The sequence below is a fragment of the Providencia sp. PROV048 genome, assembly GCF_033688165.1.
GTDB classification, from domain to species: Bacteria; Pseudomonadota; Gammaproteobacteria; order Enterobacterales; family Enterobacteriaceae; genus Providencia; species Providencia hangzhouensis.
Genome location: NZ_CP096360.1, coordinates 368,338 through 385,758 on the forward strand (window position 1 = coordinate 368,338; position 17,421 = coordinate 385,758).

The following is a 17,421-nucleotide window of genomic DNA, read 5'->3' on the forward strand; positions in this document are numbered from 1 at the left end:
ATTGAACGCCCACGAGAGAGGAAAAAATGGCCCGTCAAACGCCCATAGCACGTTATCGTAATATCGGTATCAGTGCACACATCGACGCCGGTAAAACCACAACTTCTGAACGTATTCTGTTCTATACTGGTGTAAACCATAAAATTGGTGAAACTCACGAAGGTTCTGCAACAATGGACTGGATGGAGCAGGAGCAAGAGCGTGGTATTACTATCACATCTGCTGCGACTACTGCATTCTGGTCTGGTATGGCAAAACAGTATGAGCCACACCGTATCAACATCATCGACACCCCGGGACACGTTGACTTCACTATCGAAGTAGAACGTTCTATGCGTGTTCTTGATGGCGCAGTAATGGTTTACTGTGCAGTTGGTGGTGTTCAGCCACAGTCTGAAACTGTATGGCGTCAGGCTAACAAATATAAAGTTCCACGTATCGCGTTCGTTAACAAAATGGACCGTATGGGTGCGAACTTCTTACGTGTTGTTGAGCAATTAAAATCACGTTTAGCTGCTAACGCAGTTCCACTGCAATTACCAGTCGGCGCAGAAGAGTCGTTCACTGGTGTTGTTGACTTGCTGAAAATGAAAGCAATCAAGTGGAGTGATGAAGACCAGGGCGTTACCTTCGAATACGAAGATATCCCTGCGAACATGCAAGAAGCTGCTGAAGAGTGGCACAACAACCTGATCGAAACCGCAGCAGAAGCATCAGAAGAACTGATGGAAAAATATCTGGGCGGTGAAGAACTGACTGAAGCAGAAATTAAAGCTGCATTACGTCAACGTGTTCTTGCAAGCGAAATTATCCTGGTTACCTGTGGTTCTGCATTTAAGAACAAAGGTGTTCAGGCGATGCTGGATGCAGTTGTTGATTACTTACCTGCGCCAACAGATGTACCTGCAATTAATGGTATTCTGGACGATGGTAAAGACACTCCTGCAGAGCGTCACGCAAGTGATGATGAGCCATTCTCATCATTAGCATTTAAAATTGCAACCGACCCATTCGTTGGTAACTTGACGTTCTTCCGTGTTTACTCTGGTGTTGTTAACTCAGGTGACACAGTACTGAACGCAGTTAAAGCGAAGAAAGAGCGTTTTGGCCGTATCGTACAGATGCACGCTAACAAACGTGAAGAGATTAAAGAAGTTCGCGCTGGTGACATCGCGGCTGCTATCGGTCTGAAAGACGTAACTACAGGTGATACTTTATGTGCAGTTGATGCACCAATCATCCTGGAGCGTATGGAATTCCCAGAGCCAGTAATCTCTGTTGCAATCGAACCGAAAACTAAAGCTGACCAAGAAAAAATGGGTATCGCATTAGGCCGTTTGGCTCAAGAAGACCCATCTTTCCGCGTATCAAGTGATGAAGAGACTAATCAGACTATCATCGCTGGTATGGGTGAGCTGCACTTAGACGTTCTGGTTGACCGTATGCGTCGTGAATTTAAAGTTGAAGCGAACGTTGGTAAACCTCAAGTTGCTTACCGTGAAGCAATCACTATGAAAGTGACTGATATCGAAGGTAAACACGCGAAACAGTCTGGTGGTCGTGGTCAGTACGGTCATGTCGTTATCGATATGTTCCCTCTGGACAAAAACGATAAAGACGGTGTTCCAATGGATTACGAATTTGCCAACGACATCAAAGGTGGTGTAATTCCTACTGAATACATCCCTGCCGTTGACAAAGGTATCCAAGAGCAGCTGAAATCTGGCCCATTAGCTGGTTACCCGGTTGTTAACATGGGTGTTCGTTTACATTTCGGTTCTTACCATGATGTTGACTCCTCTGAATTGGCGTTTAAACTTGCGGCTTCAATCGCGTTTAAAGATGGCTTCAAAAAAGCTAAACCAGTTCTGCTTGAGCCAATCATGAAAGTTGAAGTGGAAACACCAGAAGACTACATGGGTGATGTTATTGGTGACCTGAACCGTCGTCGTGGTATGATTGAAGGTATGGATGACCTGCCTACTGGTAAAGTCGTTCGTGCACAAGTACCATTGTCAGAAATGTTCGGTTATGCTACTGACCTGCGTTCTCAGACACAAGGTCGTGCTTCATACTCTATGGAGTTCCTGAAGTACAATGAAGCACCAAACAACGTTGCACAAGCTGTAATCGAAGCTCGTAACGCTAAATAATCGATTTTTATCGGTTAACTACTTTAATTTAAGTTCCTTCTTTATCGTGAAGAGGGAACTCCATAAGGAATAGAGTCGTGTCTAAAGAAAAATTTGAACGTTCAAAACCGCACGTTAACGTTGGTACTATCGGCCACGTTGACCACGGTAAAACTACTCTGACAGCAGCTATCACTACTGTTCTGGCTAAAACTTACGGCGGTGCTGCTCGTGCGTTCGATCAAATCGATAACGCACCAGAAGAAAAAGCGCGTGGTATCACCATCTCTACTTCACACGTAGAATACGATACTCCAACTCGCCACTACGCACACGTAGACTGCCCAGGACACGCCGACTATGTTAAAAACATGATCACTGGTGCTGCTCAGATGGACGGTGCAATTCTGGTTGTTGCTGCGACAGATGGCCCAATGCCACAAACTCGTGAGCACATCCTGTTAGGTCGTCAGGTTGGTGTTCCTTACATCATCGTTTTCCTGAACAAATGTGACATGGTAGACGACGAAGAGCTGTTAGAATTAGTCGAAATGGAAGTTCGTGAACTTCTGTCTCAATACGATTTCCCAGGCGACGACACTCCAGTTGTCCGTGGTTCAGCACTGAAAGCGCTGGAAGGCAACCCAGAGTGGGAAGCGAAAATTGTTGAATTAGCAGGCCACCTGGATACTTACATTCCAGAACCAGAGCGTGCAATTGACAAGCCATTCCTGCTGCCAATCGAAGACGTATTCTCAATCTCAGGTCGTGGTACAGTAGTAACAGGCCGTGTTGAACGTGGTATCATCAAAGTTGGTGAAGAAGTTGAAATCGTTGGTATTCAAGACACGGTTAAAACAACTTGTACTGGCGTTGAAATGTTCCGTAAACTGTTAGACGAAGGTCGTGCAGGTGAGAACGTTGGTGTTCTGCTGCGTGGTACTAAGCGTGAAGAAATTCAACGTGGTCAAGTACTGGCGAAACCAGGTTCAATCAAGCCACACACTAAATTTGAATCAGAAGTTTATATTCTGAGCAAAGATGAAGGTGGTCGTCATACTCCATTCTTCAAAGGTTACCGTCCACAGTTCTACTTCCGTACAACTGACGTAACAGGTACTATCGAACTGCCAGAAGGCGTAGAGATGGTAATGCCAGGTGATAACATCAACATGATCGTTACCCTGATCCACCCAATCGCGATGGACGACGGTTTACGTTTCGCAATCCGTGAAGGTGGCCGTACTGTAGGTGCGGGTGTTGTTGCAAAAATTATTGCATAATACCGCTCTTTCTGAATAAGAAAGAACCACTTAGTAAAAAAGGGCGTCTAATAGACGTCCTTTTTATACGTTGCAAAATTCAGACGTTGCAAAATTAAGAACCTATCTCATCAATCATTTGTATAATTATTGGTGAGATAGGCTCTGAAACAACGAATTGATAACTGTGCGGGCTACTTTGCGCAGTTATATGAGATTTATTAAGGTTTTGCTCGGAAGATATGGTATATTTTACTGCTGCCACAAAAAGAAAGTCACTTTCTTGATTGGTGTAGTTAAAAAATTTACTGGGCATGCTGAAATTCCTGCAAAATGGAATAGCACTTGTGAAATGGGTAGCACTTGTAAAGTGAGAGTACTGACGTACACGTAGTACTTGCGAAATAAAATGTTACTGCAACTTGTTATTTTTGCAGAACGAATAACGCTAATTACCTCCATTAACAAGGCTAATTACTTTTTAGATCGCAGGTGATGCTATTGATATCCCTATCAAATTTTTGCAGGCTTAGTTTGTAGTAATTGAGGGATATGTTGGCATATTCTATTGGTTTGGCTTGGTTGGCTTACCTTTGTAAACAAGCAAGCTTTGTACATACTTCATGGTAACAGGTTGAATTATGAGTGCGAATAGCGAAGCTCAAGGAAGTGGACGCAGTGCAGACATCTTCAAGTGGATCATTGTCTGTGCCTTATTAATAATTGCTATTGTTGGTAATTATTACTTCCGTCAATATAATCTCGCGCTGCGTGCTTTTGCAGTTGTGGCTGTTGTCGCTATTGCAGGTGCTGTCGCTTTATGGACCACAAAAGGTAAAGCAACACTGGCGTTTGCACGCGAAGCTCGCGTCGAGATGAGAAAAGTCATTTGGCCTACTCGCCAGGAAACATTACAAACTACTTTAATTGTTGCTGCAGTAACGGCTGTAATGTCATTAATACTGTGGGGACTAGATGGTATCCTGGTGCGTTTAGTTTCATTTATTACAAGCCTGAGGTTATTCTAAATGTCCGATTCACCTAAAAAGCGCTGGTATGTCATTCAGGCATTCTCTGGTTTTGAAGGTCGCGTAGCACAATCTTTACGTGAACATATCAAATTACATGCTATGGAAGATTCTTTTGGCGAAGTTATGGTTCCAACAGAAGAAGTTGTTGAAATCCGTAGCGGTCAGCGCCGTAAGAGTGAACGTAAATTCTTCCCAGGCTATGTCTTAGTCCAAATGGTCATGAATGATGACTCTTGGCACTTAGTGCGTAGTGTACCGCGTGTAATGGGGTTCATTGGCGGGACGTCAGATCGTCCAGCGCCAATTAGCGATAAAGAAGTTGATGCTATCATGAACCGCTTACAACAAGTTGGTGATAAACCACGTCCGAAAACACTGTTTGAACCGGGTGAAATGGTTCGTGTTAGCGAAGGTCCGTTTGCTGACTTTAACGGTGTGGTTGAAGAAATTGATTATGAAAAGAGCCGCTTGAAAGTGTCTGTTTCTATCTTCGGTCGTGCAACTCCAGTCGAATTGGATTTTGGTCAAGTAGAAAAAGCCTAATCTAAACGACAAAACTGACTTGCAAAAGGCGTGAAATTTGACTACAATTTCGCGCCTTTTGTTTTTATGTTCGGCGCAAATTAATGTGCGGGGCATGTTTAATGTAACGGGGAGCCTTGCAAACCGTAAGGCGCTATCACCCATCTAGAGGAAATATCATGGCTAAGAAAGTTCAAGCCTACGTTAAGCTGCAAGTTGCAGCTGGTATGGCGAACCCAAGTCCACCGGTTGGTCCAGCACTGGGTCAACAAGGTGTTAACATCATGGAATTCTGTAAAGCGTTCAACGCAAAAACAGACAGCCTGGAAAAAGGTTTACCAATTCCTGTTGTTATTACTGTTTACGCAGACCGTTCTTTCACTTTCGTTACCAAAACTCCACCTGCAGCAGTTCTGCTGAAAAAAGCAGCTGGCGTTAAGTCTGGTTCAGGTAAGCCGAACAAAGACAAAGTTGGTAAAGTGACCTCTGCTCAGATTCGCGAAATCGCTGAAACTAAAGCTGCGGACATGACTGGTGCTGATGTTGACGCAATGATGCGTTCAATTGAAGGTACTGCTCGTTCCATGGGCCTGGTAGTGGAGGACTAAGACAATGGCTAAACTGACTAAGCGCATGCGCAATATCCGTGAAAAAGTTGATGCAACTAAACAGTATGACATCAATGAAGCCGTTGCACTGCTGAAAGAATTAGCAACTGCTAAATTCGTAGAAAGCGTTGACGTAGCTATCAACCTGGGCATCGATGCTCGTAAATCTGACCAAAACGTTCGTGGTGCAACTGTGCTGCCACACGGTACTGGCCGTTCAGTTCGCGTTGCTGTGTTCGCACAAGGCGCAAACGCTGAAGCTGCTAAAGCTGCAGGTGCTGAACTGGTAGGTATGGAAGATCTGGCTGATAAAATCAAAGCTGGTGAAATGGACTTTGACGTTGTTATTGCTTCTCCAGATGCAATGCGCGTTGTTGGCCAATTAGGTCAAGTTTTAGGCCCACGTGGTCTGATGCCAAACCCGAAAGTTGGTACTGTAACTCCAAACGTTGCTGAAGCAGTTAACAATGCTAAAGCAGGTCAGGTTCGTTACCGTAATGACAAAAACGGAATCATCCACACCACTATCGGTAAAGTTGATTTCGACGCTAACAAACTGAAAGAAAACTTAGAAGCACTGCTGATCGCGCTGAAAAAAGCAAAACCAGCTTCTGCTAAAGGTGTTTTCATCAAGAAAGTTAGCCTGTCCACCACTATGGGTGCAGGTGTTGCTGTTGACCAAGCTGGTCTGTCAGCGACAGTTTAATTGCTATAGCTTCGGCTAATTGGTAATTAGGCTTTACCTTTGCGTCAAATTTGTATAAAATTTGACGCCTTGAGTTTGTTGGGTACACAAAATGTATCCAACAAACCACGAATTTCGGTATGGAGTCTGGCCTTTCCAGACCCCGTCCAAGACCGCAGGTGTGGTTTATTAGTTATAATAGCTACTTAATTTACCTGCGTAGACGGTGACAGAGATACCTAGAATTTAATTCTGGATTCTATTCTGCTCACCGTGTTTTAGCGCTCTTACATAATGTTGTGTTTGAGTGATGTGAGTCCCGGGTTTTCCCGGTTAATCCAGGAGCAAGAAGCTAATGGCACTAAATCTTCAAGACAAACAAGCGATTGTTGCTGAAGTCAGCGAAGTAGCCAAAGGCGCGCTTTCTGCAGTTGTTGCTGATTCACGCGGCGTAACTGTAGCAAAAATGACTGAACTGCGTAAAGCAGGTCGCGAAGCAGGCGTTTATATCCGTGTTGTTCGTAACACACTGATCCGTCGTGCTGTTGAAGGTACTTCTTACGATGTACTGAAAGACGTGTTTGTCGGTCCAACCTTAATTGCTTTCTCTAACGAACACCCGGGCGCTGGCGCTCGTCTGTTCAAAGAGTTCGCGAAAGCGAATCCAGCATTTGAGATTAAAGCTGCGGCCTTTGAAGGTGAGTTAATCCAAGCGAAAGATATCGATCGTCTGGCAACTCTCCCAACTTACGATGAAGCAATCGCACGCCTGATGTCAACCATGAAAGAAGCCGCTGCCGGCAAATTGGTTCGTACTCTGGCTGCTCTGCGCGATCAGAAAGAAGCTGCATAAGCCCTTTCCTTCGTTGCTTTTTAACGTATAAACTATTTCTGAATTTTAGGAACACTTGTTATGTCTATCACTAAAGACCAAATCCTTGATGCAGTTGCAGAAATGTCTGTAATGGACGTTGTTGAACTGATTACTATGATGGAAGAAAAATTCGGCGTTTCTGCTGCTGCAGCTGTTGCTGTTGCTGCGGGCCCAGCTGAAGCTGCTGAAGAAAAAACTGAATTCGACGTTGTACTGTCAGCTGTTGGCGGTAACAAAGTTGCAGTTATCAAAGCAGTTCGTGGCGCAACCGGTCTTGGCCTGAAAGAAGCTAAAGATATGGTAGAGTCTGCTCCAGCGACCATCAAAGAAGGCGCGAGCAAAGACGAAGCTGAAGCTCTGAAAAAATCTCTTGAAGAAGCAGGCGCTTCTGTTGAACTTAAATAAGTTCAATTGCAAGAACGCAGCCTAATCTAATTAGGCTGACGGCTGGTGATTTTTTAATCACCAGCCTTTTTGCGCTGTAAAGCGTGATGGGTGTTAACAGCTTTTCACGCAGTTTTAATGTTAACAACAACCCTCCAATACTTCTTTCTATTGACGACTTAATATACTGTGTTCTTCGCTACGACCCGCTCGGGTAGCTCGGTAGCAATGGCAACGCAATGAAATGATTTAAGAGTAATAGCAATGAGTATTAAGGAAAGTATTCATTTTCCGTTTCTTATAAAAAAACGCGTTGCGGTTCAGTCTCTTATACTAAGAGCTAACCACTTGGGTCACTGATCAACGAGCTGAGGAAACCTATGGTTTACTCCTATACCGAGAAAAAACGTATCCGTAAGGACTTTGGTAAGCGTCCACAAGTTTTGGACATACCTTATCTCCTTTCTATCCAACTTGACTCGTTCCAGAAGTTTATCGAGCAAGATCCAGATGGCCAGAATGGGCTGGAAGCAGCTTTCCGTTCTGTGTTTCCAATTCAGAGCTACAGCGGTAATGCTGAATTACAATATGTCAGCTATCGTTTAGGCGAGCCTGTTTTTGATGTTAAAGAATGTCAAATTCGCGGTGTAACTTACTCTGCGCCTTTACGTGTGAAATTGCGTCTCATCGTTTATGAGCGTGAAGCACCGGAAGGAACTGTTAAAGACATCAAAGAACAAGAAGTCTACATGGGTGAAATTCCACTCATGACTGAAAACGGAACTTTCGTTATCAACGGTACTGAGCGTGTTATCGTTTCTCAGTTACACCGTAGTCCTGGTGTATTCTTCGACAGCGATAAAGGTAAAACACACTCTTCAGGTAAAGTGCTATATAACGCACGTATTATCCCTTACCGTGGTTCATGGCTTGATTTCGAATTTGACCCGAAAGATAACCTGTTTGTACGTATTGACCGTCGCCGTAAATTACCTGCGACCATTATTCTGCGTGCAATGGATTACAATACCGAAGAAATCTTAAATCTGTTCTTCGAAAAAACTGTATTCCAAATCCGTGATAATAAACTGATGATGACGCTGGTTCCTGAGCGTTTACGTGGTGAGACAGCTTCATTTGATATCGAAGCGAACGGTAAAGTCTATGTAGAAAAAGGCCGCCGTATCACTGCACGTCACATTCGTCAGTTAGAAAAAGAAGAAGTGAATAGCATCGAAGTTCCTGTTGAATATATCGCAGGTAAAGTCGTTGCTAGAGACTATATTGATGAAAGTACTGGTGAGCTGATTTGTGCAGCGAACATGGAACTTTCTTTAGATATGTTGGCACGTCTGAGCCAGTCTGGTCATAAAACAATCGAAACATTGTTTACCAATGACTTAGACCATGGTGCTTACATTTCTGAAACCGTTCGTGTTGACCCAACTAACGATCGTCTGAGTGCATTGGTAGAAATCTACCGCATGATGCGTCCTGGTGAGCCGCCAACCCGTGAAGCCGCTGAAAACCTGTTCGATAACTTATTCTTCTCTGAAGATCGTTACGACTTGTCTGCAGTAGGTCGCATGAAGTTCAACCGTTCACTGAACCGCGAAGAAATCGAAGGTTCAGGTATCCTGAGTGAAGAAGACATCATTGATGTTATGCGTAAACTCATCGATATCCGTAACGGTAAAGGCGAAGTGGATGATATCGACCATTTAGGTAACCGTCGTATTCGTTCCGTTGGTGAAATGGCAGAGAACCAATTCCGTGTCGGTCTGGTTCGTGTTGAGCGTGCAGTGAAAGAGCGTCTTTCTTTGGGCGACCTCGATGCATTAATGCCACAAGATATGATCAACGCGAAACCAATTTCAGCCGCAGTTAAAGAGTTCTTTGGTTCCAGCCAGCTGTCCCAATTTATGGACCAGAACAACCCGCTGTCTGAAATTACGCACAAGCGTCGTATCTCTGCGTTAGGCCCAGGTGGTCTGACTCGTGAGCGTGCGGGCTTCGAAGTACGTGACGTTCACCCAACTCACTACGGTCGTGTTTGTCCAATCGAAACTCCTGAAGGTCCAAACATCGGTCTGATCAACTCATTATCTGTTTATGCACAGACCAATGAGTACGGTTTCTTAGAAACCCCATACCGTTTAGTCCGCGATGGCTTAGTAACAGACGAAATCCATTATTTGTCTGCAATTGAAGAAGGTAACTTCATCATTGCTCAGGCAAACACCGTTTTAGGTGATGATGGTAGCTTTGTTGAAGAACTGATTACTTGCCGTAACAAAGGTGAATCAAGCTTATTCAGCCGTGAACAGGTTGAATATATGGACGTTTCGACTCAACAGGTTGTTTCTGTTGGTGCGTCACTGATCCCATTCCTTGAACACGATGACGCCAACCGTGCATTGATGGGTGCGAACATGCAACGTCAAGCGGTTCCTACTTTACGTGCCGACAAACCATTAGTTGGTACAGGTATGGAACGTGCAGTAGCGGTTGACTCTGGTGTTACTGCTGTTGCAAGACGTGGTGGTTCGGTTCAGTACGTTGATGCTTCTCGTATCGTTATCAAAGTTAACGAAGATGAGATGTACCCAGGCGAAGCTGGAATCGATATTTATAACCTGACTAAATATACCCGTTCTAACCAGAACACCTGTATTAGCCAGATGCCTTGTGTATCTTTAGGTGAACCTGTTGAACGTGGTGACGTGTTAGCGGATGGTCCTTCAACAGACCTCGGCGAATTAGCACTTGGTCAAAACATGCGCGTGGCATTCATGCCATGGAATGGTTATAACTTCGAAGACTCCATCTTAGTTTCTGAGCGTGTTGTTCAAGAAGACCGTTTTACAACTATTCATATTCAAGAGCTCTCTTGTGTGTCTCGTGACACTAAATTAGGGCCTGAAGAAATCACTGCAGATATTCCAAACGTCGGTGAAGCTGCTCTGTCTAAACTTGACGAATCCGGTATCGTGTATATTGGTGCGGAAGTGAAAGGCGGCGACATTCTGGTTGGTAAAGTAACACCTAAAGGTGAAACTCAACTGACTCCAGAAGAGAAACTGTTACGTGCTATCTTCGGTGAAAAAGCATCAGACGTTAAAGACTCTTCTTTACGTGTTCCTAATGGTGTATCTGGTACGGTTATTGACGTACAAGTATTTACCCGTGACGGTGTAGAGAAAGACAAACGTGCATTAGAGATCGAAGAAACTCAGTTACGTGATGCGAAGAAAGACTTAACAGAAGAGCTGCGTATTTTCGAAGCTGGCCTGTTTGCACGTATCCGTTCTGTACTGGTTAACGGCGGAATTGAAGCTGAAAAACTGGACAAACTGCCTCGCGACCGTTGGTTAGAGTTATCTTTAGCAGACGAAGAGAAGCAAAACCAGTTAGAGCAATTAGCTGAACAGTATGACGAACTGAAATCTGAGTTCGAGAAAAAACTCGATGCAAAACGTCGTAAAATTACTCAAGGTGATGACTTAGCACCGGGTGTACTGAAAATTGTTAAGGTTTATCTGGCTGTTAAACGTCAGATTCAACCGGGTGATAAAATGGCGGGTCGCCATGGTAACAAAGGTGTTATCTCAAAAATCAACCCAGTTGAAGACATGCCTTACGATGAAAACGGTAACCCAGTTGATATCGTTCTGAACCCGCTGGGCGTACCATCACGTATGAACATCGGTCAGATTTTGGAAACCCACTTAGGGATGGCAGCGAAAGGTATTGGTGAGAAAATCAATGCTATGCTTAAACAGCAAGAAGAAGTTGCCAAACTGCGTGAGTTTATCCAAAAAGCATACGATTTAGGTGATGATCCACGCCAGAAAGTTGATTTGAACACTTTCACTGACGAAGAAGTTATGCGTTTGGCTGAGAACCTGAAAAAAGGTATGCCAATTGCAACACCAGTATTTGATGGTGCGAAAGAGAAAGAAATCAAAGAACTGCTGAAACTGGGCGGTCTGCCGACTTCAGGTCAGATTACATTATTCGATGGTCGTACTGGCGAGCGTTTTGAGCGTCAAGTTACTGTCGGCTACATGTACATGCTGAAACTGAACCACTTGGTTGACGATAAGATGCATGCCCGTTCAACAGGTTCTTACAGCTTGGTTACTCAGCAACCGCTGGGTGGTAAAGCGCAGTTCGGTGGTCAGCGTTTCGGGGAGATGGAAGTGTGGGCACTGGAAGCATACGGTGCAGCCTATACTCTTCAAGAAATGCTTACAGTTAAATCGGATGACGTTAACGGCCGTACGAAGATGTATAAAAACATCGTCGATGGTAGCCATCAGATGGAACCTGGTATGCCGGAATCTTTCAACGTATTGCTGAAAGAAATCCGTTCACTGGGTATCAACATCGAGCTGGAAGACGAGTAATTCGTTTTATGCCGGAAAGTTTGCTTTCCGGCACATGTAAGCACTGGGATTTGGGGAGAGTGTCTTTGAACACTCACCTGACAGGTCTAACTCCGACAGGAGCATTTTGTGAAAGACTTAATAAAGTTTCTGAAAGCGCAAACCAAGACCGAAGAGTTTGATGCTATCAAGATTGCTCTGGCATCACCTGATATGATCCGTTCATGGTCATTCGGTGAAGTTAAAAAGCCAGAAACCATTAACTACCGTACGTTCAAACCTGAACGTGATGGTCTTTTCTGTGCGCGTATTTTCGGGCCAGTAAAAGACTACGAATGTCTGTGCGGTAAGTACAAACGTTTAAAACACCGCGGTGTGATTTGTGAGAAGTGTGGCGTAGAAGTTACACAGACCAAAGTCCGTCGTGAGCGCATGGGTCACATTGAACTTGCATCTCCGACTGCACACATTTGGTTCTTAAAATCACTGCCATCCCGTATCGGTTTGCTGCTCGATATGCCACTGCGTGATATTGAACGCGTTCTATACTTTGAATCATATGTAGTTGTTGAAGGCGGTATGACTAGCCTTGAGCGTGCACAAATTCTGACAGAAGAGCAATATTTAGATGCGCTGGAAGAGTTCGGTGACGAATTTGATGCGAAAATGGGTGCGGAAGCTATCCAAGGCCTGCTGAAAAACCTCGATCTTGAGAACGAGTGTGAAACGCTGCGCGAAGAGTTAAATGAAACTAACTCTGAAACTAAGCGTAAGAAGCTGACCAAGCGTATCAAACTGCTGGAAGCATTCATTCAATCTGGTAACAAACCAGAGTGGATGATCTTAAACGTATTACCAGTATTACCACCGGATCTGCGTCCATTAGTTCCACTGGATGGTGGTCGTTTCGCAACATCAGATCTGAACGATCTGTATCGTCGCGTAATCAACCGTAATAACCGTCTGAAACGTCTTCTGGATCTGGCTGCGCCAGACATCATCGTACGTAACGAAAAACGTATGCTGCAAGAAGCGGTTGACGCCCTGTTAGATAACGGTCGTCGTGGTCGCGCAATCACTGGTTCTAACAAACGTCCTCTGAAATCTTTGGCAGATATGATCAAAGGTAAACAAGGTCGTTTCCGTCAGAACTTACTTGGTAAGCGTGTTGACTACTCAGGTCGTTCTGTTATCACCGTAGGTCCATACCTGCGCCTGCATCAGTGCGGTCTGCCGAAGAAAATGGCTCTTGAGTTATTCAAACCATTTATCTATGGCAAATTAGAATTACGTGGTCTGGCTACAACCATTAAAGCTGCGAAGAAAATGGTTGAGCGCGAAGAAGCGGTTGTTTGGGATATCTTGGATGAAGTCATCCGTGAACACCCAGTCATGTTGAACCGTGCACCAACACTTCACCGTCTGGGTATCCAAGCTTTCGAACCTATTCTTATCGAAGGTAAAGCTATCCAATTGCACCCACTCGTTTGTGCGGCATATAACGCCGACTTCGATGGAGACCAAATGGCGGTACACGTTCCTCTGACTCTGGAAGCTCAGTTAGAAGCACGTGCGTTGATGATGTCAACCAACAACATCCTGTCACCTGCAAGTGGTGAGCCGATCATCGTTCCTTCTCAGGACGTTGTATTGGGTCTTTACTACATGACACGTGACTGCGTAAACGCGAAAGGCGAGGGCATGGTATTAGCCGGTCCTAAAGAAGCTGAGCGTGTTTACCGTTCAGGTCATGCGTCACTGCATGCCCGCGTTAAAGTCCGTATCACTGAAGAAGTAAAAGATTCGGAAGGTAACATTACAATCAACACTGGTTTAGTTGACACCACTGTTGGTCGTGCAATTTTATGGATGATCGTACCGAAAGGTCTGCCTTATGAATTGGTTAACCAAGCGTTAGGTAAAAAAGCGATCTCTAAAATGCTGAACACCTGTTACCGTGTTCTGGGCCTGAAGCCTACTGTTATTTTTGCTGACCAAATCATGTATACCGGTTTTGCCTATGCGGCACGTTCTGGTGCATCAGTTGGTATCGATGATATGGTTATTCCAGAGAAAAAAGCTGGAATTATCGCCGAAGCAGAAGCTGAAGTTGCAGAAATTCAGGAACAGTTCCAGTCTGGTCTGGTTACAGCAGGCGAACGTTACAACAAAGTTATCGATATCTGGGCAGCGGCAAACGAACGTGTTGCTAAAGCGATGATGGAAAACTTGTCGACTGAAGCGGTTATTAACCGTGATGGCGTCGAAGAACAACAAGTTTCTTTCAACAGTATCTTTATGATGGCCGATTCCGGTGCTCGTGGTTCTGCAGCTCAGATTCGTCAGCTAGCCGGTATGCGTGGTCTGATGGCTAAGCCAGATGGCTCAATCATCGAAACACCAATCACGGCAAACTTCCGTGAAGGTCTGAACGTTCTCCAGTACTTTATTTCTACGCACGGTGCGCGTAAAGGTCTTGCCGATACCGCATTGAAAACAGCGAACTCCGGTTATCTGACACGTCGTTTAGTTGACGTTGCACAGGACTTGGTGGTAACTGAAGACGACTGTGGAACTCACGAAGGTATCCTGATGACTCCGGTTATCGAGGGTGGCGACGTTAAAGAACCACTGCGTGAGCGTGTATTGGGTCGTGTGACTGCAGAAGATATCCTGATCCCAGGAACGGCAGACATTCTGGTTCCACGTAATACATTACTGCACGAAAAACTGTGTGACCTGTTAGAAGCTAACTCAGTCGACAGCGTTAAAGTTCGTTCAGTTGTAAGTTGTGAAACTGACTTCGGTGTGTGTGCTCACTGTTATGGTCGTGACCTTGCTCGTGGTCATATCATCAATAAAGGTGAAGCTATCGGGGTTATCGCGGCACAGTCAATCGGTGAGCCGGGTACACAGTTAACGATGCGTACGTTCCACATCGGGGGTGCGGCATCTCGTGCGGCGGCAGAATCTAGCATTCAAGTCCGTAACACAGGTACCCTGAAACTGGTTAACGCTAAATTCGTTACGAACTCAGAAGGCAAACTGGTTATTACTTCACGTAATACAGAACTGCGTCTGATTGATGAATTCGGTCGTACGAAAGAAAGCTATAAAGTCCCTTACGGTGCGCACTTGACGAAAGGCGATGGCGATGCAGTAACGGGCGGTGAAACTGTTGCGAACTGGGATCCACATACAATGCCAGTTGTCAGTGAAGTATCGGGTATTATCAGCTTCTCTGACATGCTTGATGGCCAAACAATGACGCGTCAGACTGACGAATTAACCGGTCTGTCTTCAATCGTTGTTCTGGATACTGCGGAACGTACCAGTGGTGGTAAAGACCTGCGTCCTGCACTACGTGTTATTGACGCAAATGGTAACGATGTTCTTATTCCTAACACGGACATGCCTGCTCAGTACTTCTTACCGGGTAAAGCAATTGTTCAGTTAGATGATGGCATCGCAATCAACGTCGGTGATACCTTAGCGCGTATTCCACAAGAATCTGTGGGTACTAAAGATATCACGGGTGGTCTACCACGCGTAGCTGACTTGTTCGAAGCACGTCGTCCGAAAGAGCCTGCAATCTTGGCTGAAATCAGCGGTATTATCTCGTTTGGTAAAGAAACCAAAGGGAAACGTCGTCTGGTTATCACACCATTAGATGGTAGCGATCCGTACGAAGAGATGATCCCTAAATGGCGTCAACTCAACGTGTTCGAAGGTGAGATCGTTGAACGTGGTGACGTGGTTTCCGATGGTCCAGAATCTCCACACGATATTCTGCGTCTGCGTGGTGTCCATGCTGTTACGCGTTATATCACTAACGAGGTTCAGGAAGTTTACCGCTTACAAGGCGTTAAGATTAACGATAAACACATTGAAGTTATCGTTCGTCAGATGCTGCGTAAAGTGACTATCGCGGATGCAGGAAGTTCTGAATTCCTCGAAGGTGAACAAGTCGAGTACTCACGTGTTAAAGTTTCTAACCGTAAACTGGAACAAGAAGGCAAAATTCCAGCGAACTTTGCTCGTGACCTGTTGGGTATTACTAAGGCATCTCTGGCAACAGAATCCTTTATCTCAGCAGCATCGTTCCAAGAAACGACACGCGTACTGACTGAAGCCGCAGTTGCGGGTAAACGTGACGAATTACGTGGTCTGAAAGAAAACGTAATTGTTGGACGCCTGATCCCAGCAGGTACTGGTTTTGCGTATCACCAAGACCGTATCCGCCGCCGTCATCTGAACGATGTTGTGGATGCACCACAAGTCAGTGCAGACGAAGCAACAGCAAACTTAGCTGAGCTGTTAAATGCAGGTTTTAGCAGTGACAACCAGAACTAATTTCTGATTTCACTGTAAAACGCCTGACAAAAGCCAGTGCCGAAAGGTACTGGCTTTTTTTATGTCTTAGGTTTATCTGAATATGTAACGCGTATTTCTATTTTTAAAATATATCCAGCAGTAAAAAAAATGAATAATAAATTGCTTGGCTAAAAATAAACGGTAATAAAAATTATTTTTAAATTATTTAATAGGAATATGCGATGGATAAAAAAAAGACAAATGAACAGGTTGATGTGAATCAAGCTAATCTCTCGGCTTATCATGGAATATTATCAGACTCATTAGGGGCCATAAATACATCTCAGATAGTGACGGGAAATGGGCAAATTGCATTAGATTTAGTTGTTGTTATTGATACTAGTGGCTCAATGTCTGATGAAGCAGGGGATTTAAGTAAACAGATTGATGCGACGATTGAGGCGGCATCAGCAAAGTGTCCATCTCACCTTCGGGCGACATTTTTAGGTATCGAAGGGACTTGGGCAAATACGAAGTTTGATCAATCTGCCAGTGAATATTTAATTAAGATCGGTGCGAACGAAAGGGATCTACAAGCAAGATTACCGTTTAAAGAATCCGATGGACGAGATCATGCTGGAAATAAAGAAGATTTATGTCGTGCGGTTATTGATATTAGTAAACACTTTGATTGGCGAGATGATGCGCGTAGGGCTATTTTTGTGCTGGGTGATGAAGGGATGGAAGGTGGCGGTGGAATTCTTACTCGTGCTGCGATTGCAAAAAATAATGAAGCCATATCTGTCGCCCAAGAAAGAGGAATTAAGGTGTATACCTACCAAGGTACACCGGATGATAGCCCAACAAATCTAGATCGTTTTCCGACTCTTGCTGATAGAGATAACGTGACGAGGGAGTATGAACGACTAGCCAAAGAAACCGACGGACGTGCGTACATTTACACCACAGGGATTGCAAATTTCTCGTTGGTTTTACAGGAAATATTATGTGATAGCTTAATACCACCAGCCAAACCAGATCGAAGGCTTTCAGAGTGTGATTCTGTCTGTGAAAACTTGCCACTCATTATAAATACTGTGAATACATTGTCTGATATTATAAAAAAGACCATAGATTCTTGCTGCCCTGATCCCAAGCATGATGACCACTCAGATTGTCAGTGTAAACATTAGAATTGGTTAGCTAGAAAAAGTAAAAGCG

General features: G+C 44.5%; 12 protein-coding genes. 11 read left to right on the forward strand and 1 reads right to left on the reverse strand.

The features are described 5' to 3' along the window. Window positions 1-26 precede the first annotated feature (26 nt). Window positions 27-2,153 carry an elongation factor G gene (gene fusA / locus M1F26_RS01645; protein WP_004262483.1) on the forward strand — a complete coding sequence of 709 codons (2,127 nt, stop codon included), beginning with the start codon at window positions 27-29 and terminating at the stop codon, window positions 2,151-2,153. A 77-nt stretch (window positions 2,154-2,230) separates the two neighbouring features. Next, the gene (gene tuf / locus M1F26_RS01650; RefSeq protein WP_215954249.1) at window positions 2,231-3,415 is read left to right on the forward strand and encodes an elongation factor Tu; all 1,185 of its coding nucleotides are present in this window, start codon (window positions 2,231-2,233) and stop codon (window positions 3,413-3,415) included. Between the two features lie 94 nt (window positions 3,416-3,509). Here tuf and M1F26_RS01655 read toward each other — a convergent pair whose 3' ends face one another. Further along, entirely contained in the window at window positions 3,510-3,710 is a 201-nt protein-coding gene (locus M1F26_RS01655; protein WP_036958857.1) for a hypothetical protein, read from the reverse strand. Window positions 3,711-4,035: 325 nt separating this feature from the next. Here M1F26_RS01655 and secE point away from each other — a divergent pair, with 325 nt between their 5' ends. From secE to M1F26_RS01700, 9 genes are all read left to right on the forward strand, one after another. Further along, window positions 4,036-4,422: a preprotein translocase subunit SecE gene (secE, locus tag M1F26_RS01660; RefSeq protein WP_004264377.1), complete on the forward strand. Its 387-nt coding sequence runs from the start codon at window positions 4,036-4,038 to the stop codon at window positions 4,420-4,422. Further along, window positions 4,423-4,968: a transcription termination/antitermination protein NusG gene (gene nusG / locus M1F26_RS01665; RefSeq protein ID WP_004264378.1), complete on the forward strand. Its 546-nt coding sequence runs from the start codon at window positions 4,423-4,425 to the stop codon at window positions 4,966-4,968. A 158-nt stretch (window positions 4,969-5,126) separates the two neighbouring features. Further along, a complete protein-coding gene (rplK, locus tag M1F26_RS01670; protein ID WP_004264379.1) occupies window positions 5,127-5,555 on the forward strand; it encodes a 50S ribosomal protein L11 in 429 nt (142 codons plus the stop codon). Between the two features lie 4 nt (window positions 5,556-5,559). Continuing rightward, window positions 5,560-6,261 carry a 50S ribosomal protein L1 gene (rplA, locus tag M1F26_RS01675; RefSeq protein WP_004264380.1) on the forward strand — a complete coding sequence of 234 codons (702 nt, stop codon included), beginning with the start codon at window positions 5,560-5,562 and terminating at the stop codon, window positions 6,259-6,261. Between the two features lie 334 nt (window positions 6,262-6,595). Then, a complete protein-coding gene (rplJ, locus tag M1F26_RS01680) occupies window positions 6,596-7,093 on the forward strand; it encodes a 50S ribosomal protein L10 (RefSeq protein WP_004264381.1) in 498 nt (165 codons plus the stop codon). A 60-nt stretch (window positions 7,094-7,153) separates the two neighbouring features. Further along, on the forward strand, window positions 7,154-7,519 hold the full coding sequence (gene rplL, locus M1F26_RS01685) for a 50S ribosomal protein L7/L12 (protein ID WP_004264384.1): 366 nt from the start codon (window positions 7,154-7,156) through the stop codon (window positions 7,517-7,519). Window positions 7,520-7,878: 359 nt separating this feature from the next. After that, on the forward strand, window positions 7,879-11,907 hold the full coding sequence (gene rpoB, locus M1F26_RS01690; RefSeq protein WP_004264386.1) for a DNA-directed RNA polymerase subunit beta: 4,029 nt from the start codon (window positions 7,879-7,881) through the stop codon (window positions 11,905-11,907). 108 nt (window positions 11,908-12,015) lie between these two features. Beyond that, window positions 12,016-16,239 (forward strand): DNA-directed RNA polymerase subunit beta', encoded by a 4,224-nt coding sequence (rpoC, locus tag M1F26_RS01695; RefSeq protein WP_109913197.1) that lies wholly within the window; start codon window positions 12,016-12,018, stop codon window positions 16,237-16,239. A 203-nt stretch (window positions 16,240-16,442) separates the two neighbouring features. Further along, window positions 16,443-17,393, forward strand: a complete 951-nt coding sequence (locus tag M1F26_RS01700; RefSeq protein WP_004264394.1) for a hypothetical protein — start codon at window positions 16,443-16,445, stop codon at window positions 17,391-17,393. The last annotated feature ends 28 nt before the right edge of the window (window positions 17,394-17,421 follow it).